This window comes from Microcoleus sp. Pol8_D6 (assembly GCF_036700965.1).
GTDB lineage: Bacteria > Cyanobacteriota > Cyanobacteriia > Cyanobacteriales > Microcoleaceae > Microcoleus.
The window spans coordinates 1-24465 of record NZ_JAUBPW010000050.1; the positions used below are offsets into that span (position 1 = coordinate 1).

The window sequence follows — 24465 nt, forward strand, 5'->3', positions numbered from 1 at the left end:
AATCGCATCTATCACGGGATGGGATTATATTCTATCGGCACTAAATACTGTAGCATAATTTTGGAGAATTGGTATAAGATTGTAGGGGTACAGTCCCGATCGCACAAATACCGCAGAAACGGGATTTTTATACCGTGAGTGGCACTTTACCAAAGATTTGGAAAAAACCCGGTTTCTGCCTGATTCTGGCGATAAAGAGCCGATTAACCTGGCGATCGCACGACTTTAGCTATTACGTGCGATCGACAGGTCAAACCCAAATAGGCAATTTAAATCTGAAACAGATTATCAAACAGCTTATTTCTTATGTGACCGCAGATTTAGCAATTCTTGGGGAGAAGCTAACAGTTTGACCGTAACAGAAAGGATTTTTTGGTCAGAATTGAGCAAGAACAGCCATCCGACATTAACACCAAATGCGGAAGTTTGCACCCGGCCGCTGACCTGAACTTCCACATTGCCACCTTCTAAAATTTGGCTGACACATTTCTGGGGTTCTAGCTGCATTCCTCGTGCTTCTTTTTTTAGATAAGTGGCGATCGAAATGCTGCCGATAATTGGATCTTCAAACGGCGCGTGCAGAACCCCATCATCGGCAAACAAATTAGCCGTCGCTTCAAAATCCCCCGCGTTTAAAGTTTCAAAATATTGCAGTATCCCTGGCATTGTGATGCCTGCAATCTTTATAGAGTTAGTTAAAATAGGTCGAGTTGTTGCGGTCATAAAACAAGTGATTTCAAATGAATGATTATACTGTAATCATTCTCTTTGTCGCAGCAAATCCCTCAAAAGATATAAGTAGGGGTAGGAAAATAATTCTCCGAAAAAAGGAGGAATCGGGAACCGCAGAGCGTCGATCGCAGATTTCAGAGCGATCGAGCAGAATCAATCCTAATTTCAAAAAATACAAGTGTAGCCAAGCTGTAAACCCTGATACAATCAGTCATTTTTCATCCTTCAATTCTTGAATCTAAAATTTAAAATATTAAATATAAAATGACATAAACCCAGACACCGAGCGGCATCTGGGTTTCTGGGCAAGCCTGTTTAACAGAGCCAACAAGAATATTCTATTTGCGGATCAAATTGAGCAATTCTTTAGGAGATGCCAACAAGTCGATCGCCACAAAGAAAATTTGACCTTGGGGATCGAGCAAAAACCGCCACGCGATGTTCATACCCACATTCGATCCGAACCAGGGAGTTTCTACTTTACCCGTGACTTTCACTTGTCGGTAGCCATCTTCGGCAGGTTCTGACACGCCTTGCTGGGGCATCATTTTCAGTCCGACGCACTCTTCGCGCATATAGTTGAGGATAGCTTCGCGACCAACGATCGGCTTTTGGAAAGGCGGTTGCAGGGCACCTTCTTCAGCAAATAAACCGACGGCTGGGGTGAAGTCGAAGGCGTTCATGTAGTCGATGTAGCTGAGCACAGTTTGCTCGCTAATACCCTCAATTGTGGTTTTTACCCGCTCTTCTGGAGCGGTGGGAGTGCTGCGGGGGGCAGAGCGTTTGGCGTACTCTTGGTTAAAAGCAGGGTCATAGCCCATGTTAACTACTGTGTTGCGAAGTACGGTAATTTGTTGACCCGGATCGAGTTTTTTGATGGTTTCGAGAACTTGGGTGGCTTCGGGAGACATTTGATAGCCAGCGGGGATCGGAGCGACAAGGCCCTGTTTCATCAACTGTCCCAACTCGTACCAGAAACCGAGTTTGGTATTGACGCGCAAAGAAGTGTAAATCCGGCCAATTGTTGTGTCGGCGTTGCTGGCTAGGTCAAACATGGTTTTGCTTTGAGCAGCCGGCGACATTTGCTTGATTTCGCTCAGAATGCCTTCGACAAGCGCCATGCTGGCTACTCCCGGTGCTGCTGCGGTAATGGAAACGCCCATTTCGGTGTAGGCATACCAGAGCAGTGCGAGTTGGTCTTCAACGCTGAGTTTGTAGAACGCTTCCGTGGTAGCCGGAACAACGCTAGCGATCTCGGTGTTGGAAAAAATAGATTGAGCTGATTGAATACTAACTGCCATATGTATGCTGTGGGATTCGCTGTCGGTTTTACTTGCGTACTTGAATTAGCGAATCGAATTCTCCCTAAATTAAATTATGTAACATTTTTGACCTTTTGGAGTTCAAACTTATAAATATAAAGATTGTAAAAGAATTATCAATACTGTCCCAAAATTACTCTTAAAACTACTAGACTTATAGCACAAATTGTGCTGTGGTTTCTTACGTGATGAAAAAATCAATTAATAGCGATCGCATTAAGCAAAAAGCCCTTGAGTTGGGATTTCACAAAGTGGGGATAGCATCAACAGACGCGGATTTTGATTTAGAAAAACAAAGATTGCAAGCTTGGCTGGACAAGGGTTATCAGGCGGATATGGCATGGATGGCAAACCCGAAACGGCAGGATATTCGATTAATAATGCCAGAGGTGCAGTCATTAATATGTGTCGCCATCAACTACTACACGCCCCACCAACGCCCCGAAAATCCCCTGTGCGAGGGGGGGGACGATGCAGCGGTCGAATATGCTAAAATCTCTCGCTACGGTTGGGGGCGGGATTACCATAGAATGTTGCACAAAAAACTGAAGGTTTTGGCAAATTGGGTGCGATCGCAAGGCGAGGGAATTGAAGCGCGGTATTATGCTGATACTGGGCCGATTCAGGATAAAATGTGGGCGCAGCGTGCCGGGATTGGCTGGATTGCCAAAAATGGTAATGTAATTTCGCGCGAATACGGTTCTTGGGTGTTTTTGGGCGAAATCTTGACTAATTTGGAGTTAGCGTCGGATGAGTCTCATACGGAACATTGCGGTACTTGTACTCGCTGCATTGAGGCGTGCCCGACGGGAGCAATTACTGAGCCTTTTGTGGTGAATGCCGATCAATGTATAGCCTATCACACGATCGAGAATCGAGCCGAAAAATTGCCCGACGAAATTGCATCTAATTTACAAGGTTGGGTAGCAGGTTGCGACATTTGTCAGGATGTTTGTCCTTGGAATCAGCGATTTGCTAAACCAACTGATGTGGCCGAGTTTGAGCCTTATCCTGAAAATATAGCACCGACACTTACAGAATTAGCCAACATTTCCGACGAGGAATGGAACCGCAGATTTACAGCTTCGGCGCTGCGGCGCATTAAACCGGAAATGCTGCGGCGAAATGCCAAAGCCAATCAAATTAACCCTTAAAATTTGAGATGTTCGTCAGGGTGCTTAGTGGGCACCTTACCCTATAGATAATAACCCTAGGGTATGTACGGATCGCCAATCGTCGATACATTATGCAGTAAGTCATTCCCCATCTAACATCTAAAATCTAAAATCTAAAATTGTATGATCCCCGGTTCCTTATTTGCTATTGTCCCATGACCAAAGTAATTATTTTTGATTTTGACGGTACTTTAGCAGATACAATCGATATTCTTCTGAGCATCACCAACCGTTTGTCAGTAGAATTGGGCTTTAAGTCTGCGACCAAAGAGCAAATCTCTCAACTGAGCAATTTAACTTCTTGGCAACTCCTTCAGTATTCTGGCATTTCTATCTTCAAATTCCCGCTGTTGATTAGAATGTTGAAAGCAGAGTTACGCAGCGAAATTCCCAACATTAAATTATTTCCGGGAATTAAAGAAGTTTTACTCGAGTTAAAAAAACTGGGATTTCAACTGGGCATTATCACATCTAATTCTAGAGAAAACGTCTTGGCATCGCTGGAAAAAAACGGTTTGCAAGACACTTTCGCATTTATTTATTCTGGTTCAACTTTTGGCAAACATAAAGTTATTAATAGCTGGCTAAAAAGAGAAAATATAAATGCTAAAGAAGTTGTTTATGTGGGAGATGAGATTAGAGATATAGAAGCTGCTCGAAAAACAGGAATTAAGGTAATGGCTGTAGCTTGGGGTTTTAATTCTCAGGAGGCTTTGGCTGCACACAATCCAGATTTTTTGATTAAACGCCCCCAGGAATTGATAGAGATTATGAGTAATTTGCGGGAAGTGTAAACTGAAATTGCCCAAAGTAAGACTCCTCGGTTGAAATCAATTCTACACAAACTCTTGTTCCAGCAGAGAGGGGCTAAAGAATAAAACGGGTATGAAAGCCTGATTTGTTATCAGCTATAGTCCCTATTATACTCTTTAAAAGTAAAATATCTTAATCTCCTTCACCCCGTTTTAGTGCTGCTAAAACTGCTTGCTGGCTAACTGCTTGGTAGATTTTGCTAAAATGTTGCTTGAGTGCGTCAGATGCCGGCGAGAATTTACTAGCGCTTCCTTTTCCGTCGGTGGCGATGGGAATTGGGCCTAAGATATCTAATACTGTTTCGCTGCTGGGTGGGGGTACAATAACTACTAAAGATGATTCTAGCTGCTGATTGTATTCCCAAAAGCGATCGACCTTTGGTAATTTAGAATTCGCTGTGGGGGCATTTTCGCCGGAGTTGAGTTGGGAATTTTCCTCTCCTTGCGTACCGCGTCTTTGACGCAGTGCTGTCAAAATTTGCTCTTTGGTTCTCCCCCGCAATTGAAAGAGTACGAAGGGGTCTTCGCTGAAGCGATCGCCCAATAAGTAGTATACTGCACTGATGTGTTTGCAAGGGTTTTTGGGGTCAGGACAGCTACAGCGCGATCGAATATCAGATAAACTTAACGGAAATAGCGTTTTGCCCGCTGCTGCAAAGACATCTTCAATATTGTGCGGCATTTCTCCTGCTAAGAGTTTAGCTGAAAAAACTGCTCTTTGCGACATATTTTCAATCACGTAATCCCAATCTTCATCGCTCAATGTGTCGAGTCCTAAAGAAACTTGATAGGGTTTGGGATCGGTTCCTTGAACTACGGCAATTACTTCTTGGTTAGGGAATTTAATGCTGAGAACTTTACCTTCGCGTGCATATTGCCAGCCACGTTCTAACCGCTTTTTGAAGCGGTAAGTATTGATTAAATCTAACCACTGTTGGGTCCACCATTCTCTGTCAATCATAAGCCGAAGGAAGAAGGAAGAAGGAGGAAGAAAGTTTTACTTATCTAGGAGAGTCAGAAACCGGGTTTTTACGGAAAAACTGGACTCTAACCTTTAATTCTGGTAGAAAACCAGGTTTCTGTGGTCAGAGTGTGTAATTCCTCTGATTTTTGAGAACTAAAATTCTCACGAGAAACCGAATAAAATTAAACATATTATTCTTCTTCTGTTTCTATAATAGCATTGCGATCCAGAATTAGTAAATTGCGAAGTTGGTCTGTATCGAGTTCGGTGAGCCAGTTTTCGCCAGCGCTGACAACTTGTTCGGCTAAGGCTTTTTTGCTTTCGATCATATCGTGTATTTTCTCCTCTAACGTACCTGTGCAGACAAATTTGTGAACTTGCACGTTGCGAGTTTGGCCGATGCGAAATACGCGGTCAGTTGCCTGATTTTCAACTGCGGGATTCCACCATCTGTCATAGTGAAAAACGTGGGTGGCTCTGGTTAAGTTCAAACCTGTACCGCCAGCTTTTAAAGATAAAATCATAATCGGCGGGCCTTGGGGGTCGTGCTGGAAGCGATCGATCATTTCTTCCCGCTGCTGTTGCCGAATTCCTCCGTACAAGAACAAAACTTCTCGCCCTAAATGCTGTTCTAGATGCGGTTTCAGGAGTTTTCCCCATTCGGCAAATTGAGTAAAAATTAAAGCCCGATCGCCCTCAGCGAGCACCTCTTCTAACATTTCCACCAACCGCTGCAATTTCCCCGATTCCTGACTCTTAATCTCCAATTCTTTCGGCTTAGCTTCTGCTTTCACAAGAGCCGGATGGTTGCAAAGCTGCTTGAGTTTTACCAGCAAAGCCAGAATCATTCCCCGGCGCTGAATCCCTTCGGCTGATTCTAATTCAGCTATTGACTCTTCGACTATTTTCTGATATAAGACCGCCTGTTGACCCGCCAGCCCACAAAATACAGTCATTTCCTGTTTTTCGGGCAAATCTTGGATGATTTCTTTGTCAGTTTTCAGGCGGCGGAGGATGAAAGGCCGAACGAGCGATCGCAAAGTCTGCAAAGATTCTCGATCTCCGTATTTCTCGATCGGAATTGCAAATCGGCGCTGAAAGAAATTGCGCGGCCCCAAATAGCCTGGATTGAGAAACTCCAAAATTGACCACAATTCTTGCAGTCTATTTTCCACCGGAGTTCCCGTCAGCGCAATTCTAAAAGATGCCTCGATTTGCCGTACCGCTTGGGACTGCTTCGCCTCGGAATTTTTAATATTTTGCGCTTCATCTAAAACCAATCCTTGCCACTTAATGCCTTGAAATTCCTTCGCATCGCGAAACACCAGCGCGTAACTGGTAATTATTAAATCCTTTCCTTTAACTTCATTCGCAAATGCTTTGCCTTTAGCGCGCTTGTCTCCGTGGTGAACTAACACTTTAAGCGTCGGACCAAATTTCTTGACTTCGCGCTCCCAATTGCCCAATACCGATGTCGGACAAACCAGTAATGTTGGCGCTTCTAGAGAATTTTGTTCTTGTAAGTGTACGAGGAAAGCAATTAGTTCGATGGTCTTACCGAGCCCCATATCGTCCGCGAGACAAGCACCTAAACCCCAGCGTTCTAAGAATGCTAACCAGCCTGCTCCTAGCGCTTGATAAGGCCGCAATTGTCCTCGGAAACTAGCCGGAGTTGCGATCGCACTTACCGCTTGATTATCGCTCAAAGTATTCAACAATTCCTGAAGCTGACCGGTTGCCTCAAAATTCACCACAGGCAATTTCTCGATCATCTGAGTATCGCCCGACGCCAAACGCAAAGCATCCTCCAAAGAAAGAGTCATTTGCTCTTTGCGACTGGCAAAAAAAGTTTGAGCCGCTTTCACATCGGGCGCGCGCAACTCCACCCACTCGCCGTTAATTTCCACCAAAGGCGAATTCAACGCGGTCAATCTGTCAAATTCTGCCTTAGAAATGCGCTGTCCGCCGATCGTCAATTCCCACTTAAAATTTAACAGACTTTGCAATCCCACCCCACCTTTCGCCGGAGTCACTTTCGGAGTTTCCGCTTGAATGCTCAAACCCAAACGACTCGCCCAACCATCCGTCTTTGTCAAACTCGGCGGCAAAACTACGCCCAAGCCGCTATCAGCAAACCGCCAAGCTACAGACTTAATAAACTCGTACGCTTGCAGCGGATTTAATTGGCAAGATTGAGGCCGCTGTGCTTGCAAAGTCGGTTCAATTAACGGATAAAGTTTCGAGGCTAAACCCAAGCCACTAAGCAAAGTTTCTTGAGGTAATTCTATTGTCCGCCCCGCATAAGCCAAACGCTCGACAGAGTTGTTCCAAACAGTTGTCGCGTCCACCAAAAATTCGGTTTCATCTGCTGCTTGCAAGCAATAATTTAAACTCCAGTTGGCTTTACCGGGCGCTGGTGGTATGAGTTGAAAGCAAGTGCGAAATTGACTTTGTTGAGATAATTGGTTTTGCAGCGGTGCAGTCCAAGCACTAAGCTTGGTTGCCAAGTTTTCCAATGCTGCTGTTTCTACTTGAACTATCCCAGATTCCTGCTGCAAAGCTTGCAGCCAGTCGCGCACAGGAGAAACTGCTTTGATGTCTAAAGTAAAGCTACCAGCCGTTAGCGCAGCCCTCGAAGAGGATCGCACTTGACTATCTACAATACTACTCAAAAAGCCTAACACCAATTCCTCCGCCCCCATCAGCAAATCCACCGCTAAAGGCAATTGACTGGATTCTTCTTCCTTTTCCCCTCTTCCTTCTTCCTTCTTCCTTCTTCCGACGGACATCGGACTGACATCCGTTACATCCGTTACAGAATCCGTTGCCGAACTTCCTTCTTCCTTCTTCCTGACATCCGTTACATCCGTTACATCCGTTACAGAATCCGTTGCCGAACTTCCCTCTTCCTTCGATTGATATGTTCTGCAAGCCGTCGGCATTTGCTTGACAAAAGTGGCGAGGCGGAGTTTATCTGTAGAACTATCTAACAACGGTTGCCATTTGGCAATAGCAGAACCGTCCGACTGTTTCTCCAATCCAGGCAAAAATTTGCATCTTGCCAACAAATCCAAACTCCACCTAGCAATATGAGACCAAAAACGCAAATCTGAGCCAACAAAAGAGTCTGGTTCCGTGCTGTTAAGCGGTAGTGATTGCAAGAAAATAAAAGCGGCTTGAGGGTTGAGACAAAAACCCTCGACTTGCCAGGGATAAAGGTAAATATCCTCGGTTTTAGCGGGTTCCTCAAGTGCTGCGGCTGAGTGCTGCGGCATCAGATTTGTATTCGATTCTGAGATTTGGGTGGGAAGTGCGATCGCCCGAATTTCCCTTTTAATTGAGGAGTTGGGTGGGCTAATTTCTGCTGCGTTTTGAGTTTTGGGCGCTCGCCGAGTTTTTTTGCTTTTTTCCAGTAAAGTTTCGGCGGTTTCCGGTAATTGCCAATCCAGCTTTCCCGACTGCCGCAAGGAATTTAGGAAAGTCTTAAATTCCGATTCCGTCATTGCTAAGGGATGCGGTAGATTTATCCCCGATTCTATGGTGTCAATTGTTCCAATTTTTCGCCACGTTTCTCCCCAAATAAATAAGCCACTTTTTTCATTCTCTAGTACCCAACTGCCGTGTAAAATTGCCATTTTTTAAATCCTGATATTTTTATTTAAGTGGGATGTTGACTACTACATTTATATGGATTTATGAAAATTTTATTTAAAACAAACCGAGGAAAATTTAAGCCTGATAGGAATTAGGTAGATACCTGTATATTTAGGTACTTATGGCACACCTTACGGCTTATTCCCTAACTTAAATAACTAAATCCCTGTTCTTTCTTCCTTCAACGTCCCAATTCCCAAACGAAAATTCATAGTACCATCTATTTCAGGCGTTTAGCGGACGATCGACCGGAGAATCGATCCCAGACTGCAAAAAATAATTATCGAGTATAAATGCTTACAATCGAGACACAGAGAGTCGATCGCGAGGCGATTATCCCTGTCTTTTGGCGTCGGACTCTCAAACATCCTGTGGTAATGTTACGATCCCGACAGAGAAAGAATGTGGTAGATAAGGAAGCAGTGCTACATGGTAGAGATAGACAAGTCAATATCCTTCGATGGACGGGATATTAGACTGAAGATTGGTTTACTAGCGCCTCAAGCAGGCGGTGCAGTTTTGATTCAGTCGGGTGACACGGCGGTTTTGGTGACAGCGACTCGATCGCAGGGGAGAGAGGGAATTGATTTCCTGCCCCTGTTGGTGGATTACGAAGAGAGACTCTACGCTGGCGGTAAAATTCCCGGTGGATTTTTACGCCGGGAAGGGCGTCCCCCAGAAAAAGTGACTCTGACGGGTCGTTTGATCGATCGACCCCTGCGTCCGCTATTTCCAAGCTGGCTACGAGATGACATCCAAGTTGTAGCCACAACGGTTTCGATGGACGAACAAGTGCCACCGGATGTTTTGGCGGTGACGGGGGCTTCAGTAGCGATACTGCTGGCAAAAATGCCGTTTTACGGGCCGATGGCTGCGGTGCGAGTCGGTTTGGTAGGAGATGATTTCATCATCAACCCAACTTACAGCGAAATCAGAGAAGGCGAGTTGGATCTCGTGGTAGCTGGTTCTCCTGACGGAGTAATCATGGTAGAAGCTGGCGCCAACCAGTTGCCCGAACAGGATATCATCGAGGCGATCGACTTCGGCTATGAAGCAGCCTGTGACTTGATTCAAGCTCAGCGCGAAATTATGGCGGAATTGGGCATCGATTTGGTGGTAGAGGAACGGCCATCGCAAGATTCGGCCCTGGAAAACTTCATTCGCGATCGCGCCCAAGAACCCATCCGCATCATTTTGTCAAGATTTGAAAAAGACAAAACAATACGGAATGCAGCTTTGGACGAAGTTAAGGCAAATGCAGTCGAATCTGCGATCGCCGAACTCCCGGAAGAGGACCCGGTAAAAGTAGCGGCCACTGCCAACAGCAAGGCGATCGGCAACGTTTTCAAAGACGTTACCAAAAAAATGATGCGGAAGCAGATCCTCGAAGATGGCATCCGCGTAGACGGTCGCAAGCTAGACGAGGTGCGACCCGTTTCTTGTCGCGTAGGCGTGCTGCCGTCGCGAGTACACGGCTGTGCGTTGTTTAATCGGGGGTTAACCCAAGTCTTGTCCGCAGCTACCCTGGGAACCCCAGGCGACGCCCAAGACTTAGGAGACGACTTGCACCCGCAGCAAGACAAACGCTACCTGCATCACTACAATTTCCCGCCGTTTTCGGTAGGAGAAACCAAGCCGATGCGATCGCCCGGCCGCCGAGAAATCGGTCACGGAGCCCTCGCAGAACGCGCTTTACTGCCCGTGTTGCCATCCAAAGAAGATTTCCCCTACGTGATTCGCGTAGTTTCCGAAATCCTTTCTTCCGACGGTTCCACCTCAATGGGTTCAGTTTGCGCCTCAACGCTAGCATTAATGGATGCAGGCGTTCCCCTTTCCCAACCCGTCAGCGGCGCGGCAATGGGCTTAATTAAAGAAGGCGATGAAGTCCGAATTTTGACTGACATTCAGGCAATTGAAGACTTTTTAGGCGACATGGACTTCAAAGTAGCCGGTACCGACACCGGCATTACTGCTTTGCAGATGGACATGAAAATCAAAGGTTTGCCCTTAGATGTGATTGCTACCGCCATCCGCCAAGCAAAACCAGCCAGACTGCACATTTTAGAAAGAATGCTGGCAACCATCGACACTCCCCGCAAGGAAATGTCGCCGTTTGCACCGCGTTTGCTAACCCTGAAAATCGATCCAGAATTTATTGGTTTGGTAATTGGGCCTGGTGGCAAAACGATCAAAGCCATCACCGAAGAAACCGGTGTCAAAATAGACATCGAAGACGACGGAACCGTGACAATTGCTGGCAACGACAGCGAAAAAGCTCAGCGGGCTTACAACATTGTCCAAGGCATGACGCGCAAGTTGAATGCAGGAGACGTGTATGTCGGCCGCGTAACTCGAATTATTCCGATCGGCGCTTTTGTGGAAATTTTGCCCGGAAAAGAAGGAATGATTCACATTTCGCAGTTAGCGGACTACCGCGTTGGAAAAGTGGAAGACGAGTTAGCTGTGAACGATGAAGTGATTGTCAAAGTGCGAGAAATTGACAATAAAGGTCGAATTAATTTGACCCGCTTGAATATTCATCCCGACGAAGCGGTAGCCGCCCGCGAAGCGCTGAATAAATAGTTTACGGTTGGTAATTGGTAATTACTTGTAGAGTAATTGCTAATTGCTAGTTGCTAACTCGTGATTAGTAATTGCTAATTGCTAATTGAGATTAAATCTGATTGTTTCAGATTGATTTGGGAGTAGGTGCGCGACAGCGACAGATCGACAAAAGTGCGATCGGCTGTGGAAGTTAATAAAGTCGCGCACTTTACCCTCGGCGGTTGAAACCGCAACCACATAATTGATCGCAACTGTGATTCAAGAGTGACAATCTTCTATGTCCCCGTTATAGCCGCAGGATATCTTCTATGACAGGGGCAGCTCTATTTGAAACAGAGAACCTTTCCCAACCTCGCTACTTACTGTTAGGTGTCCGCCGTGAGCTTCCACAATTTGCTGGGCGATCGCCAATCCCAATCCAGAGCCGCCTTTCTTCCGTGTTCGTACCTCATCAACTCGGTAAAATCGATCAAAAATGTGTGGCAAATCTACATCTGGAATGCCGATTCCCGTATCTTCTATTTGAATTAAAATGCGATGAGATTGAGTCAATAACCGCAGCCACACTGTTCCTTCAGGTAAGGTATATTTGCAGGCATTGGTGAGTAGATTAGTGATAGCTTGTTTTAATAAATCAGAATTGGCTTTGATGATAACTCTCTCTTCAGGCAGTTCTAAATGAAGGCTTAAATGCTGGGCAACACCCTGTATTGATGAAGTGGTGATCGTATCTTTCAACAGGTCATTTAAGTGAATTGATTGAAGCGAGTTTCGGTCTAACTGTCCTGCCTGTCGTGCTAAAAACAAGAGATCAGTCACCAACCGATTCATCGACTTAGCCGTTTCAGCAATCTTTTCCAATCGAGAGTGCTTAGGCTTGCCGGCATCGACTGGGCTGAGTAAGCCAACTTGGGCATTGCTGAGTATTGTGGCAAGCGGTGCCCTTAGTTCGTGGGAAGCATCAGATGTAAATCTTTGCATTTGGGCATAGGCGTTTTGAATGGGTTGCATTGCCAATCCGCCTAAAAACCAACCTACTAGACTAATAGCGCCCAGGGTTAAGGGCAGTGTTACCACCATCACAATCAGTAACTCTCTCAGTGTTTGCTGAGCATCCGTCAACGGCATGGCAATCTGGAGGTAGCCAATCGTGCGTCCCTTGTAGTCAACTGGAAGCGTTAATTGTCGCAGCCACTCGGGGGAAGAGTGAATGGTTTGAAACGCCGCGCTCACTTGAATCTGATCCGAGGGCTGCGCCCCATAAAACTGTTGCAGTTGTCCAGTCGCTGAATACCACCGAGCGTAAACAACTTCACTGTCAGAGGGAGGAGCATAATTCCCAAGAATCGGAACGTTACTCAGATCGATGTGTTCTTTTCCCTGTCGCAAACCAAAGTCAATATTCGCAGCCATGACTCTTGCTTTTTTGTAGAGTAGTCGATCGCTCTCTTCTAAGCGGTTAACCGCTCGCTGGTAGTAAATGATCCCTGCAAAAATGATGAGAATAGCCCCCATCGAGAGCGTAAACCAGTGGGCAAGATTGCGCCGGCTACGATTAAACATCTGGATTCAAGCGATATCCCATACCATATACGGTTTCTAGCCAACGGACAGCACCTATCATCTGCAATCGCTGCCGCAGGCGACGCACTAGGACAGTAATCGCATTACTCTCCGGTTCGCTGCCCCACTCCCACAAGGCTTGTTCAATTTGGCCACGGGAGAGTACCTGACGAGGATGGCGCATCAGATACTCTAGAAAAAGAAATTCACGAGTCGATAACTGCATACTTTGCTCCCCCCGTTCAATAGTCAGCGTTGATAGATGTAGAGTCATATCTTCAACCTGTAAAGTATCCCCTTTCCAAAGTGGCGATCGTCGTCCCAATGCCCGCACCCGTGCCAACAGTTCAAACACATCGGCAGGTTTGATGAGATAATCATCTGCTCCAGCGTCTAAACCGCTAATTTTGTCAACAATCGCATCTTTGGCAGTCAACAGCAACACTGGGGCCGTTTTTCCCAGACGGCGGTATTGCTGGCATAAGCTTAAGCCACTGATCTCAGGTAATAACCAATCCAGGATCAACAGATCATAGTCCCGCTGCGATAAAATCCACTGGGCCGTCGCCCCATCTTCTACACCATCAACAATATGTCCTGCCTCAGAGAGAGCAGCTTGAAGTGGCTCCAGTTGATCTACATCGTCTTCTACCAGGAGAATTCGCATCCGTCTAACCATTGTTTGGCAAATTTTACGTATGGTAGAGAAGAAATTTAGGAAAAGCCTCCATCACAGGTAAGATTTATACCAATCTGTTGCTAACTAAAATGTTGGTAGTTTCTCCAGAGTATTTCGAGCCATCTAAATCTAAAATCCAACATTCCAATGGCTTTACCTCGCTTCCTACCGCTTCTACACCGCGCTGCCTGGGAATTCTGGTTACCCCTGCCTTTGGTAGCAGCCTTATTCTGGACTACAGGTAACTTCCTCGCGGTTCAAGTTCTCAGCCGTCCTTATAACTCTGTCCACAAACTCCAGGCAGATAGACCGTTAAATCGGAGATTACCAGTAACAATCTTGACCATAAATGCAGAAATCGATCGCAGCCTGGGTGTTACCACTATTTTTGTCAACACCAGTGACTCAACTCTAAAGAAGCTGGAATACGAGTTTCCAGTAACCCAAACCCGTCAGGTCGAAGCAACGATCGCCCAAGAATTAGCAATGTCGGTTGAAAATGTCCGCAAATTGATCAGCTACCGTATTAAGAACTAAGCGGATGATCGAAAAATTGCTGCACCATTCGCGAGTGGGAAATAGATCGAGTGCCGCCGATCCTCAGCAGGGATTTAGTGCCTGTGATGAGAAGGACTAGAAATTGTGTCTTCTGTAATATCGATAGGCTCCCAGTAATTAATTGGAAAAATGTGGGGATTGTCACCTTTGAGTCACATTTGCTGTTGAGGCTAAGAGTAGACCTTGATTGTCAACCCTCTCCTAAATAGATTTTTGAGGATGAACAGTTCACGTTTCCAGCAACTCTTTTTAATTTCTGGTATCGCAGGAATTCTAATTCTTTTGAGTGGGCGTCGGATTTTTAGGCAAAACGGAAATTGGTTTACGCCTGGGTGTCGTTACAAATTCTACTCGTTGAGAAGTTAAAACTGTGAATAGATTAGAGAACACTGCACTGGTGGAACGTAACGAATCCCTAACAGGGACTCCAAAACCCTCTATTAGTCTAATTGATGCGATCGCCTTGATTGTCGGGCTAGTAATCGGCGCAGGCATTTTTGAAACCCCTGCTCTGGTCGCTGCTAATACAGGAACGGTTGGTGGTGTCATAGGAGTCTGGCTAATGGGGGGTGTTGTGTCATTGCTGGGAGCACTTTGCTACGCCGAATTGGCAACGACCTATCCCCATGTCGGCGGCAACTACTACTACCTGAAACGGGCATTTGGGCAACCGATCGCAGTTTTATTTGCCTGGGCACGCATGACTGTAATTCAGACAGGATCGATCGCACTGCTGGCATTTGTGTTTGGCGATTATGCCTCTCAGCTATTTCCACTAGGTGGCTACTCGCCTGCAATTTACGCAGCAGTCGCGATCGGCCTGCTCACAATGCTGAACATCATTGGACTGCGCCAGAGTAAAGGCCTCCAGAACTGGCTAGCAGTGATACTCGTTTTAGGCTTACTCCTGGTGATCGTGGTTGGTCTGGCATCCTCCCCTCCTCCCGTCGGGCCCCTTCCCTCCGATGCCTCTGCTACCTCTTCCTGGGGCTTAGCGCTGGTCTTCGTGCTGCTGTCCTATGGTGGTTGGAATGAAGCCGCTTACGTTTCTGCCGAAATTCACCACCCTCAGCGCAATATTGTGCGATCGTTCCTCTGGAGCATTGGCATCATTACAGGACTTTATCTGCTGATTAATCTGGCATATCTGCGGGGATTGGGTATCGCAGGCATGGCAAACTCTCAAGCCGTTGCATCAGATTTACTGCGGCGAGTGCTGGGTGAACCGGGAGCCGCGTTTGTGAGTTTACTGGTTGTGATCGCCACGCTGGGGTCGATCAACGGCAGCATCTTTACGGGGGCACGCAGCAGCTTTGCTCTGGGGCAGGATCTGTCTGCATTTCGCTGGTTGGGACGTTGGCACCCGCATCCGAGTTCACCGACAACCGCTTATTTATTGCAAGGTGCGATCGCGCTGACGCTGATTGGGCTGGGAACCTTCACCCGCAAAGGATTTGAAACAATGGTGGACTACACTGCGCCCATCTTCTGGTTTTTCTTTTTGATCAGCACCCTGTCGTTAATTGTTTTACGCATTCGAGAACCCGATCGACTCCGCCCGTTTAGCGTACCGCTTTACCCGCTCATTCCCATAGTGTTCTGCGCCATTTGTGGTTATTTGCTCTATTCGAGTGTGGTCTATACAGGCATCGGCGCGATCGCAGGGATCATCGTTGTTCTACTGGGTATTCCCTTTGCCCGTCATACTACATAGCAACTTTTTTTGGAGATTTACGATCATGCAACTCAAAACCATTAGGCAATCACTCTTTGTTGGCGTTAGCATTCTCAGTGTTGCTGCGATCGGTTGTACCGAACAACGTAACTTTGAGGCAGTGGTTCCCAGTCCCACTGCCACATCCCAAACTAATTCTGTTTCTGATCAGGCTCAAGCGACTCCTAACTCCACAACAGAAGCTCCCACTCGTCAACCCGATGTTGTTTACGTTCCAACCCCTGTACCGGTTGTGAATGAAATGCTGCGGCTGGCAAACGTGCAATCCAATGACGTGGTTTACGACTTGGGTAGTGGCGACGGTCGGATTGTGATTGCAGCCGCTCAAAAAGTTGGCGCGCGGGGCATTGGTATTGACATCAGCCCAGAACGCATTCGAGAAGCTAACGAGAACGCCAAAAAGGCTGGCGTGACCGATCGTGTCCAGTTTCGTCAGGAAGATTTATTCCAAACAGACTTCAGTGAGGCAACAGTCGTCACGCTTTACCTACTGCCAGAACTTAACGTAAAACTGCGCCCCAAATTACTCAGTGAATTAAAACCAGGTACGCGCATTGTGTCCCATGAATTTGATATGGGCGACTGGAAACCTGAGCAGGTAGTAAAAGTGGGCGAGAGAACAATCTACTACTGGGTTGTACCTGAAACTCCTCCTGCTAATTTGAAGAAGTAGTGAGACTATTGCAACTTAAGGAGTCAGACTCTAGATACTTGGCACGTCGATCGATCGACGTGCCAGGTCAGCACTCTAACTCACGTTAAATAACCGCAATACAGTCAATCTCTACTAACACATCTTTCGGCAACCGCGAAACTTCCACACAAGCGCGCGCCGGTGCAGTTTCCGCATCAAAATATTTCGCATAAACCGCATTTACGGCGGCAAAATCATTCATATCTTTGAGGAAAACGGTAGTTTTTACGACATCCAACCAAGTAGCGCCGGCTTCTGTGAGAATGGCTTCGAGATTTGCCATAACTTGTTCGGTTTGTTTTGCCACGTCGTCGGTGTAGACAATATCGTTTAGTCTAATGTCGATCGCAATTTGACCAGCTACAAACAGCATAGTGCCCGTAGCGGCGATCGCTTGATTGTAAGGGCCCACTGGTGCAGGTGCTTTGTCAGTACGAATAATTTTGCGCGTCATAGATATCACTTTTTGGGATAATTTTTCCGAAGTTTCTGGCTGGTAGATTTGTCCGTCAGAGGTTTCGGGCTGGTAGAGTTCTCCATCGGGCATTATAGCACCAGTGAAGTCTGCATTTTTAATATTCCAACCATAGCTGTTTGCATTCATCAAGTTAGCCTTCTTCAAATTGGCTCCCTCCAGATTTGCATTGCTCAAATTTGTTTCGTGCAGATTGGCTTGTTCTAGATTTGCTCCTTGCAGATTAGCTTTGTTGAGGTATGCCTTTTCCAAGTAGCACCGGCTCAAATTGGCTCCCTCCAGATTTACATTCCTCAAATCTGCCCCTTGCAGATTGGCTTGCTCTAGGTTTGATCTTTGCAGATTAGCGTTGTTGAGATGTGCGTTTTCCAAGTCGCATCGACTCAAATTTGCATCAGCTATATTCTCGTGAGACAAACCAAATTTAGGCATATTGACTTCTTGTAAATTAGCTCCTTGAAAATTAGTTTGTAGAATTTTTACGCCACGTAACTCTGCACGACCTAAGTCTGCGCTAGTCAAGTTTGCCCCAGTCAAATTTGCATCAGTCAGATTGGCAAGACTCAGGTTTGTCTCAATAAAAGAAGCTAAAGTTAGATTAGCAGAGGCTAGATTTGCTCCCCTCAAGTTTGCTTGATCTAGATTGGCATTAGTCAAATTGGCACTACTCAAGTTGGCTCCACTTAAGTCAGCACCGCTGAGGTCTGCCCAACGCAGATTTTGTGAACCATACGTTGCCTTGCTTAAATTCGCACCTTTTAAAGATGCCCTGCTGAGGTTTGCCCTGTAAAGGTTTACCTTAGTCAGGATTGCTTCACTCAATTCTGCTCTGGACAAATTGGCATCCTGTAAATCTATCCCGCTCAAGTCGGCACCTTTAAGATCTACCCCACTTAACTCTGCTTTTTGAAAGTTGCGTTGTCCTGCTGCGTATTTTTCTAAAAGTTCTTCAGCGTTCATTAATAACCTCGATCGCCCTTCCGCTACACCCCACTTTCCCAGCCTACCACCAAAACCGAAAGCGCGAGCTAAATCTGCGTCAATCCGCGTCAATCCATTTTCATCTGCGGTTAAGAAATTACCTTTTTTAACCGCAGATATAGGCAGATAAACACAGATTCACGCAGATAAATTAGAGATTATCTGCGTGAATCCGCATCTATCAATTCTTATCTGCGGTTAAGAAATTACCTTTTTCAACCGCAGAGAAACGTAGATTTACACATTACACACCAACCGGAGCACCAACAACCTCGCCTTTCAACATCCGAGAAGCAGCATCAAGCAATTGCTCCTCCAAATAAGGCTTAGTGAAATAACCTTTCGCGCCCAAACTGTAAGCCATTTGGCGGTGTCTGTCAGCACCGCGAGAAGTCAACATCGCGATCGGCAATTCACACAAAACCGCATCCTTCTGCATCCGAGAAAGTAGTTCCAAACCGTCCATTCTCGGCATTTCAATATCGCAGAAAACGATATCGCAAGGCAGACCAGATTTCATCTTTTCCCAAGCTTCCTTACCGTCGCGAGCTTCTTCCACACGATAGCCAGACTTCTCAAAAGTAATCGACAATAGCGATCGCACGGTAATCGAGTCATCCACAATGAGCACAGTCGGCTCAGTCTTCTCGAGTTCCGCCTCGGCAGCAGCCCGATCGCCCTCATCCCAAAGCGTACCGCCAGTGTCCTTCCGCAGCCTTCCAGTAGCCAAATCGATCAGCTCCAGAACATCCGCAATTGCCACGATCCGACCGTCTCCGAGCACCGTGGCCCCAGCAATCCCGATCGGCTTCGGCACCGGCCCTTCCAACGGCTTGATTACAATTTCCTGTTCCGTCGAAACCTGATCCACCTGCACCGCCAAGAAATTGCCAGCAGACCGCAGCACGATCACCGAAATCATGTCATCGTCAGTATTGAACCCGTAAACACTGCCCCGACCCAAATGGCGGCTGTAAGCCAGCAGATCCCGCAGCGGCCGGAACGGCAAGCTTTGACCCCGCCACTCAATGCAAGGTAAACCGTCCGCCCCCGTCGTCACCTGATCGCGAGGGACATCGATCATATCCTCGACCCCATCCATCGGGAAAGCAATGCGAGCTCGATCGCTAATGCAAGTCAGAGCCTTAGAAATACTCAACACCAGAGGTAAACGGATGGTAAACACAGTCCCCTTGCCGATGGTTGAATCGATCGACACAGTGCCTCGAATTTCCTGCAACGAAGTCTGCACCACATTCATACCGACCCCCCGGCCGGCGTACTCCGTCGCCTGTTCCTGAGTGCTGAAACCCGGCATAAACAGCAAATCGTAAACTTCTGAGCGAGACATCCTCTGAGCCTGAGCCGCCGTCAGCATACCCTGCTTAATCGCCTTCGCCTTCACCCTTTGCGGGTCAATTCCGGCCCCGTCATCAGAAACCGAAACCACGGTTTGGTTCCCTTGGTGGAAAGCGCGAATCGTAATCCTGCCGACTGCAGGCTTCCCAGCAGCCAGACGCACCTCCGGCGCTTCGATCCCGTGAGTAATCGCATTGTTCACCAAATGAGTCATGGGGTCATATAGTTGATCCACAATCATCTTGTCGATCAAAATATCCTTACCCTCAACCTGCAATTGAGCCTGCTTGCCGCACTTAATCGCGATTTCCCGCACCGCCCGGAACAGCCTGTCCGTCGTCTCCGCAAACGGCTTCATCCGGGCGCGAGTTAAACCTTCTTGCAGTTGAGTAGTGACTTGCCGCAGTTGGCGAGTCACCTGATCAGCCTCATCCACCAAAAACTCAATGTCCGCCGCCGACTCCCGTACCCGCACGATCAGCTCAATAATCTCCTGAGCCAAACTGTGGAAAGGAGTAAACCTGTCCATTTCCTCCGGTCTCCAAGCACTTTCCCTAGTGTGCGCCGAATCCTCAGAGCGCCAGGCCGATCGGTGTCCCTGCCGGTTTGCCAGCAAAGCAATCTCCAAAAGACTCCGCTCGTAGAAATCCTGAGTCCGCTGGCTCACATCGCTCAGCAGCGTTACCTGGTGCAGCAAATTGTCCAAAAACTGCCGCATCCGTTCTTGGTCTTGCTCCAAACTGTTGCGGTTCACAACCAGTTCCCCCATCAAATTGCTGAGGTTGTCCAGTTGCTTGACTGGCACCCGCATCGTCTGGTCGCCGAACCCGCCCGCGCGGGCATTCCGTCTGGGTCTGTTGATCGCCGACGGCCCCATATTGCCTTCCCCTTGGCGGCCGCTGTCCTTGGGATCTTCCAGAAGTTTTTCCAAATCGCCAAATTCGTCGTCGCTCTCCTCGGCAGCAGCGCGCGAAGCTTTACTGGCAGTTGTCGCCGGTGCAGAAATTTCCGGCATAGTTGCGCTCTCGCTGAGGAGTTCTTCGAGATCCGAGAAAACTTCTGTATTTACCGGACTCTGATTTGTGTTCCCAGAAGCTGCTATGACAGCTCCCGCACCCCCGGCAATTAACAGTGCTTCTAAATCGTCAAAATTGCCTTCGGCATCCTCATCACCTGATTCGCCCTCGCCAAAAAAGTCTGCCAGCGACCCCTCTTCTAACTCCGAGGAATCGGTCTGGGCCGACTCGTCCTCAGCGTCCCAAAAGCCCGTCGTCAGTTCCGAAGTCACCAGAACCTCAGCATCGATCGAATCCAACAAATCGTCAAAACCCTCCAACTCTTGGTTGTTGAGAGTAGCCCCGGTTTCCATCGCCGAGAGCAAGTCAGCATCCCCATCAAACATACCATCGAGAGATTCTGCAGGCAGTGCCTCTAAATCCACACTCGAAAAATCTGTTTCCAGGGCATCAAACAAATCATCTTCGCCCTCAAACTCCCCGGCGGCATCTGTTTCGGCTCGATCAAACAAATCCGCACTCACCTCGTCGAACAAACCATCGGCAGGTTGGGCAGACAACTCCTTCACATCCGCAGCGCCGTCATCTGGCGCCGATCCAGCATCCCCCTGCTGCACCATGCCTTCCCCAAACATATCCTCCAAGAAATCGAAAGCTGCGCCCTCATCAGATTCGACATTTGAAATTTCCGACTCAGGACGATCGTCGGACAAAGCCCCAAGTTCAACCGCTGCAGAATTTGTCAAGCCTTGGTCGGAAATATTCGCACCATTGTTCTCGAACAAACTCCCCAAGTCGCCCTCATCAACTCCCACATCCGCACTCGGCAATTCTGAATCCTCATCATTCTGCCAATCCCCACGGGCTTGCCCCGAAGCTTCTCCGTCATACTCGGTACCCGTAGGTACAGAACCGAACAGCTCAGCCAAATCTGCCGCTTCTCGGGAAGTAGCAGCTCCTTGCCGATCCCGCACAGTCTGTTCATCCTCAGAAATCGCGTCCGAGGTCATATCCCCAAACAGCGCATCTAAATCCGTATCGTCTACTTCCAGGTTGAGCGATTGCACAGACTCGTCTTCCATGCCGAAAGCATCTTCTAGCCAGTTTTCATCCGCAGAGATATCTAAATCAGAATTTGATGTCATGTTAAGAACGTTGCCCATTTCCTCATTTTGTGCGGTGCCTGCAGCTTGAGATCGATCGCCCCCGTTCTCCCCACCTTCGTCTTCTGAAGAAAGGAAATTAGAAGTAATCCCCAACAACTCGCTCAAATCCGAATCCTCGCCAAGCTCAGAGAACAACTCGAAATCATCGATTTCAGGCAGACCAACCGCTTCGGCCTCCGCTGAATCATTGCCCTCCCCTGCCGCAGGCTTCTTCGATTCTCCGTCTAAAGCCTCAGACTTCAGGGAATACTCCGAAGAGACTGCCAGCCCACCTGTTGCCTCAGATAAGCCTAAATCGCCGAACAAGTTCTCGAAATCAGCATTGTCCCTACCACCTGCAGAAGTTTGGGCAGCCACTTCGTCCAAAAGCGTACCGAGAGCATCTTCGTCAGCTTGTCCCCTGGCTGGGGTCACCGTCTCGTCTCGCCGCTCCAAACCGCGCTTACCGTTACCGGTTTTAACCTGTTTGCGAGTTAACCGCTGGCTCGAACCCGCATTTTTCTGACCGACAGCTACTGCCGAGCCCTCTGCCTCCTCTCCAAACAGCAAATCCTCCCCAAACAAACTCGTCAGGTCATCAATCGGAGGCTTCGTGTTCGTTTCGGAACTTTCCGCATCGTATTCGTCAAACAACAAATCAGTAAAATCGCCGGAATTGTCATCGTCTGACCCCAGCATTCCCGCCGATATCCCAGAAGACTGTGCATAGTCGAGGTCTTCTTCTTCTTCCCAAGCGCCGTCGAGATCCGGCGACTCGCCGTCAAACAAGTCAGCTAAAGTGTTGAGTTCTGCCGCGCCCACTTCCGGGCCGGTGCGGGTCGAGCCTCTAAAAGCACCCGTCTCTATATCCGATTCTGCGAAGGCGGAATCCGCGTCGAACTGGGACGATCGAATGCCACTGTCATCGTTGCTGTCGCCACTGTCGAGTTGGTCGAACAGCTCGTCTATACTCAGCCCCGAAATAGTCGGCAGCAACTTGTTCAATCCATCCGGGGCATCGCCCGAACCCACCAGATCCCAGGCCTCATCCTCAACAGAAACCACATTTTTCCCGGATTTACTCGGTTGAGCGAAGGCCAGCAAATCTTCAAAATCTGTTTCTGGAACCAGAACAGCCGGCTGCAGCGCCAGAAGTTTTGCACTTGGTGCGATCGACGATTCTAGACCAGAAATTACCAGTTCTTGCGCTTGTTTGATGTCTTTGATCACCGTTGGGGCTAAGGTACGGTAGGTATTGTCTGGGTTGGCGATCGCCTTGGATACAGCTTGGATCAATTCTATCCAGCAGGGCAGTTCAAATTCTTCCCCCGCCCTGAGCAAGTTCCGACAAATGTTCTTGAGTTGCCGCCTGCTTTCTGGCCCTTCGGGCTGTTTGAACTCTTGCAGGAGTTCCCGCATCCTCGCCGGCACGTCCGAGTCAAATACTAGCTGCAGCGCGCTGTCTTCTGTTGCTCTGGCATCAGGTGCGTAAACTGACCGCGAATCCTGAATACTCCTTGATGAGGCCAACGCCCCGACTCCCATCCCCGCCATCACTGGTTCGGGTACGGCCAGAGCGCTGCTCTCGTATGCATGGTATTCTCCGTGTCCAACAAGTCCCCCCAAGTGCCCATTAAGTTCTTCAAATACTGGTTCTAATTCTCGAACCATCTGTTCTCCCAATTCTTCTGTCAGTCCAAAAGGCCCCGACAGTTGCTCTAACAGCCCTTGCAATGTGTCAAAAATTCGAAGAAACAGGGACTCTAGCTGTTGGTCTACTTTAACGCTGCACTCTTTTAATACTTTAAAACTATCTTCTAGTCGGTGAGCTGTTTGCTGAATGCTGGTCAGCCCCAGCATTGCTGCTCCTCCTTTGACAGAGTGAGCGGCCCTAAATACTTCGTTGACCAGTTCTGGGTCTTCGATCGTGGTTTGCAGATTCAGCAAGCCTTGCTCGATCGTATTGAGGTGGTCTTTTGCCTCCTCAATAAAGTAGCCCATTATCCTCTGTTGTTGCTCCGGTAGCATAGTTTTATTCCTGATTTTAAGCGTTATTGTATTGGGTCTATGTTAGTAGTTCTAGAGAAGGTCTCTGTAGATCTCGCCCCTTGCCAAGAGAATAATCTGACTGTGAGATATCGCAAATGTCCTGGCTATTTTTCTTTTCGAGATGGCCTCACCTAAAAGATAGCGAATCTCCCGCACCTGTTCGGGTTTTAGTTTGCGGTTAGGGCAGATATTGCCAGGAACGAAAGGAAAGCGGTTTTTTTCTATAGCATCGCGGGAGTTATCAGCGGGAGTTCCTTCCCACAAATGGTCAGGATTGACACAACCGCGATCGTCGCAACTGTGACACGCAAAATAACCGGGTTTAACAGGCCGTCCCAGTTTGTGTTCCAGTACAAGTCTGTGAGCGTAGAAACTTTTTGTTTTACCATTAATTTTAGTACCCTTAATGGCGTAACCATCACTTCTTTTAGCCCAGGTACAAATCATGCAGCCTTTCGGCTGTATTTGGGTCCGAATACCGGGAATTATTTCTTGGCGTCGCAGTTGTTTTTGAGGTTTCGGCGCAGATGTAGTTCCGACATCTTTAATGCGTCCTTTTTTAAACCTATCTTGAGAATTTTCTAGCCTAGAACCTTCCCACAAATGGTTAGGATTAATGCAGTTGCGGACATCGCAAGTATGGCAAGCAAAGTATTCGGATATGATCGGTCGACCTAAAATATTTTCTAATACTAAACGGTGGACATTAAAAGTTTTCCATTTACCGTTAATGCGAAGTCTCTTGTTTGCATATCCACTACTAGATTTAGCGAGAGTAGAGATAATACAGCCCGTCGGCTGAATTTCACCAAAAAGGCCAGGAATTACCTCTACTGTTTGATAGTTCATCTGTGCAACTCCTACTTCCTTTAGGTGTTGAATTGGCAGCCCCGCAGCGGTTTCAAGACTGCGAGGTTGCTTTTTGTATGCCATTATTGCCACACTAATCTGATTGTAAATCAGCCTGCAAAAAAAGCATTAGACAAT

Annotated in this window: 16 protein-coding genes; 6 read left to right on the plus strand and 10 right to left on the minus strand. The window is 47.6% G+C overall.

Features of this window, described 5'->3' with window-relative positions; translation table 11 throughout:
- Positions 1-297: 297 nt before the first annotated feature.
- Both QUA10_RS19475 and QUA10_RS19480 read right to left on the minus strand, forming a co-directional pair.
- Positions 298-723: a nuclear transport factor 2 family protein gene (locus QUA10_RS19475; protein WP_333084745.1), complete on the minus strand. Its 426-nt coding sequence runs from the start codon at positions 721-723 to the stop codon at positions 298-300.
- Positions 724-1070: 347 nt separating this feature from the next.
- A complete protein-coding gene (locus QUA10_RS19480) occupies positions 1071-2033 on the minus strand; it encodes an orange carotenoid protein N-terminal domain-containing protein (RefSeq protein WP_333084744.1) in 963 nt (320 codons plus the stop codon).
- 209 nt (positions 2034-2242) lie between these two features.
- Here QUA10_RS19480 and queG point away from each other — a divergent pair, with 209 nt between their 5' ends.
- Positions 2243-3208 (plus strand): tRNA epoxyqueuosine(34) reductase QueG, encoded by a 966-nt coding sequence (gene queG, locus QUA10_RS19485; protein WP_333084742.1) that lies wholly within the window; start codon positions 2243-2245, stop codon positions 3206-3208.
- A 176-nt stretch (positions 3209-3384) separates the two neighbouring features.
- Positions 3385-4023, plus strand: a complete 639-nt coding sequence (locus QUA10_RS19490; RefSeq protein ID WP_333084741.1) for an HAD-IA family hydrolase — start codon at positions 3385-3387, stop codon at positions 4021-4023.
- 151 nt (positions 4024-4174) lie between these two features.
- Here QUA10_RS19490 and QUA10_RS19495 read toward each other — a convergent pair whose 3' ends face one another.
- A complete protein-coding gene (locus QUA10_RS19495; RefSeq protein WP_333084740.1) occupies positions 4175-5002 on the minus strand; it encodes an SWIM zinc finger family protein in 828 nt (275 codons plus the stop codon).
- Positions 5003-5196: 194 nt separating this feature from the next.
- On the minus strand, positions 5197-8640 hold the full coding sequence (locus QUA10_RS19500) for a DEAD/DEAH box helicase (protein WP_333084739.1): 3444 nt from the start codon (positions 8638-8640) through the stop codon (positions 5197-5199).
- Positions 8641-9088: 448 nt separating this feature from the next.
- Here QUA10_RS19500 and QUA10_RS19505 point away from each other — a divergent pair, with 448 nt between their 5' ends.
- Positions 9089-11242 (plus strand): polyribonucleotide nucleotidyltransferase, encoded by a 2154-nt coding sequence (locus QUA10_RS19505; protein ID WP_333084738.1) that lies wholly within the window; start codon positions 9089-9091, stop codon positions 11240-11242.
- Positions 11243-11316: 74 nt separating this feature from the next.
- On the opposite strand, the gene QUA10_RS19510 is transcribed toward QUA10_RS19505, so the two are convergent.
- From QUA10_RS19510 to rppA, 3 genes are all read right to left on the minus strand, one after another.
- Positions 11317-11463: a hypothetical protein gene (locus QUA10_RS19510; protein WP_333084737.1), complete on the minus strand. Its 147-nt coding sequence runs from the start codon at positions 11461-11463 to the stop codon at positions 11317-11319.
- A gap of 67 nt (positions 11464-11530) precedes the next feature.
- The gene (locus QUA10_RS19515) at positions 11531-12787 is read right to left on the minus strand and encodes a HAMP domain-containing sensor histidine kinase (protein ID WP_333084736.1); all 1257 of its coding nucleotides are present in this window, start codon (positions 12785-12787) and stop codon (positions 11531-11533) included.
- The gene (gene rppA / locus QUA10_RS19520) at positions 12780-13454 is read right to left on the minus strand and encodes a two-component system response regulator RppA (RefSeq protein ID WP_333084735.1); all 675 of its coding nucleotides are present in this window, start codon (positions 13452-13454) and stop codon (positions 12780-12782) included. Before rppA ends, QUA10_RS19515 begins: the two co-directional genes overlap by 8 nt.
- Positions 13455-13613: 159 nt before the next feature.
- Here rppA and QUA10_RS19525 point away from each other — a divergent pair, with 159 nt between their 5' ends.
- From QUA10_RS19525 to QUA10_RS19535, 3 genes are all read left to right on the plus strand, one after another.
- The gene (locus tag QUA10_RS19525) at positions 13614-14003 is read left to right on the plus strand and encodes a hypothetical protein (protein WP_333084734.1); all 390 of its coding nucleotides are present in this window, start codon (positions 13614-13616) and stop codon (positions 14001-14003) included.
- A 391-nt stretch (positions 14004-14394) separates the two neighbouring features.
- Positions 14395-15738 carry an amino acid permease gene (locus tag QUA10_RS19530; RefSeq protein WP_333084733.1) on the plus strand — a complete coding sequence of 448 codons (1344 nt, stop codon included), beginning with the start codon at positions 14395-14397 and terminating at the stop codon, positions 15736-15738.
- Between the two features lie 25 nt (positions 15739-15763).
- Positions 15764-16432: a class I SAM-dependent methyltransferase gene (locus QUA10_RS19535; RefSeq protein ID WP_333084732.1), complete on the plus strand. Its 669-nt coding sequence runs from the start codon at positions 15764-15766 to the stop codon at positions 16430-16432.
- An 85-nt stretch (positions 16433-16517) separates the two neighbouring features.
- Here QUA10_RS19535 and QUA10_RS19540 read toward each other — a convergent pair whose 3' ends face one another.
- The 3 genes from QUA10_RS19540 to QUA10_RS19550 form a co-directional block, all read right to left on the minus strand.
- Positions 16518-17981, minus strand: a complete 1464-nt coding sequence (locus QUA10_RS19540) for a Rid family detoxifying hydrolase (protein ID WP_333084731.1) — start codon at positions 17979-17981, stop codon at positions 16518-16520.
- 172 nt (positions 17982-18153) lie between these two features.
- The gene (locus tag QUA10_RS19545) at positions 18154-23457 is read right to left on the minus strand and encodes a response regulator (RefSeq protein WP_333084729.1); all 5304 of its coding nucleotides are present in this window, start codon (positions 23455-23457) and stop codon (positions 18154-18156) included.
- A gap of 51 nt (positions 23458-23508) precedes the next feature.
- Positions 23509-24411, minus strand: a complete 903-nt coding sequence (locus tag QUA10_RS19550; protein ID WP_333084728.1) for an HNH endonuclease — start codon at positions 24409-24411, stop codon at positions 23509-23511.
- Between the last annotated feature and the right edge of the window lie 54 nt (positions 24412-24465).

What these genes read in the sequence shown, in the direction of transcription:
- QUA10_RS19475 (WP_333084745.1), bottom strand. Translation starts at nt 723, where the DNA reads ATGACCGCAACAACTCGACCTATTTTAACTAACTCTATAAAGATTGCA.
- QUA10_RS19480 (WP_333084744.1), bottom strand. Translation starts at nt 2,033, where the DNA reads ATGGCAGTTAGTATTCAATCAGCTCAATCTATTTTTTCCAACACCGAG.
- queG (WP_333084742.1), top strand. Translation starts at nt 2,243, where the DNA reads ATGAAAAAATCAATTAATAGCGATCGCATTAAGCAAAAAGCCCTTGAG.
- QUA10_RS19490 (WP_333084741.1), top strand. Translation starts at nt 3,385, where the DNA reads ATGACCAAAGTAATTATTTTTGATTTTGACGGTACTTTAGCAGATACA.
- QUA10_RS19495 (WP_333084740.1), bottom strand. Translation starts at nt 5,002, where the DNA reads ATGATTGACAGAGAATGGTGGACCCAACAGTGGTTAGATTTAATCAAT.
- QUA10_RS19500 (WP_333084739.1), bottom strand. Translation starts at nt 8,640, where the DNA reads ATGGCAATTTTACACGGCAGTTGGGTACTAGAGAATGAAAAAAGTGGC.
- QUA10_RS19505 (WP_333084738.1), top strand. Translation starts at nt 9,089, where the DNA reads ATGGTAGAGATAGACAAGTCAATATCCTTCGATGGACGGGATATTAGA.
- QUA10_RS19510 (WP_333084737.1), bottom strand. Translation starts at nt 11,463, where the DNA reads ATGTGGTTGCGGTTTCAACCGCCGAGGGTAAAGTGCGCGACTTTATTA.
- QUA10_RS19515 (WP_333084736.1), bottom strand. Translation starts at nt 12,787, where the DNA reads ATGTTTAATCGTAGCCGGCGCAATCTTGCCCACTGGTTTACGCTCTCG.
- rppA (WP_333084735.1), bottom strand. Translation starts at nt 13,454, where the DNA reads ATGCGAATTCTCCTGGTAGAAGACGATGTAGATCAACTGGAGCCACTT.
- QUA10_RS19525 (WP_333084734.1), top strand. Translation starts at nt 13,614, where the DNA reads ATGGCTTTACCTCGCTTCCTACCGCTTCTACACCGCGCTGCCTGGGAA.
- QUA10_RS19535 (WP_333084732.1), top strand. Translation starts at nt 15,764, where the DNA reads ATGCAACTCAAAACCATTAGGCAATCACTCTTTGTTGGCGTTAGCATT.
- QUA10_RS19545 (WP_333084729.1), bottom strand. Translation starts at nt 23,457, where the DNA reads ATGCTACCGGAGCAACAACAGAGGATAATGGGCTACTTTATTGAGGAG.
- QUA10_RS19550 (WP_333084728.1), bottom strand. Translation starts at nt 24,411, where the DNA reads ATGGCATACAAAAAGCAACCTCGCAGTCTTGAAACCGCTGCGGGGCTG.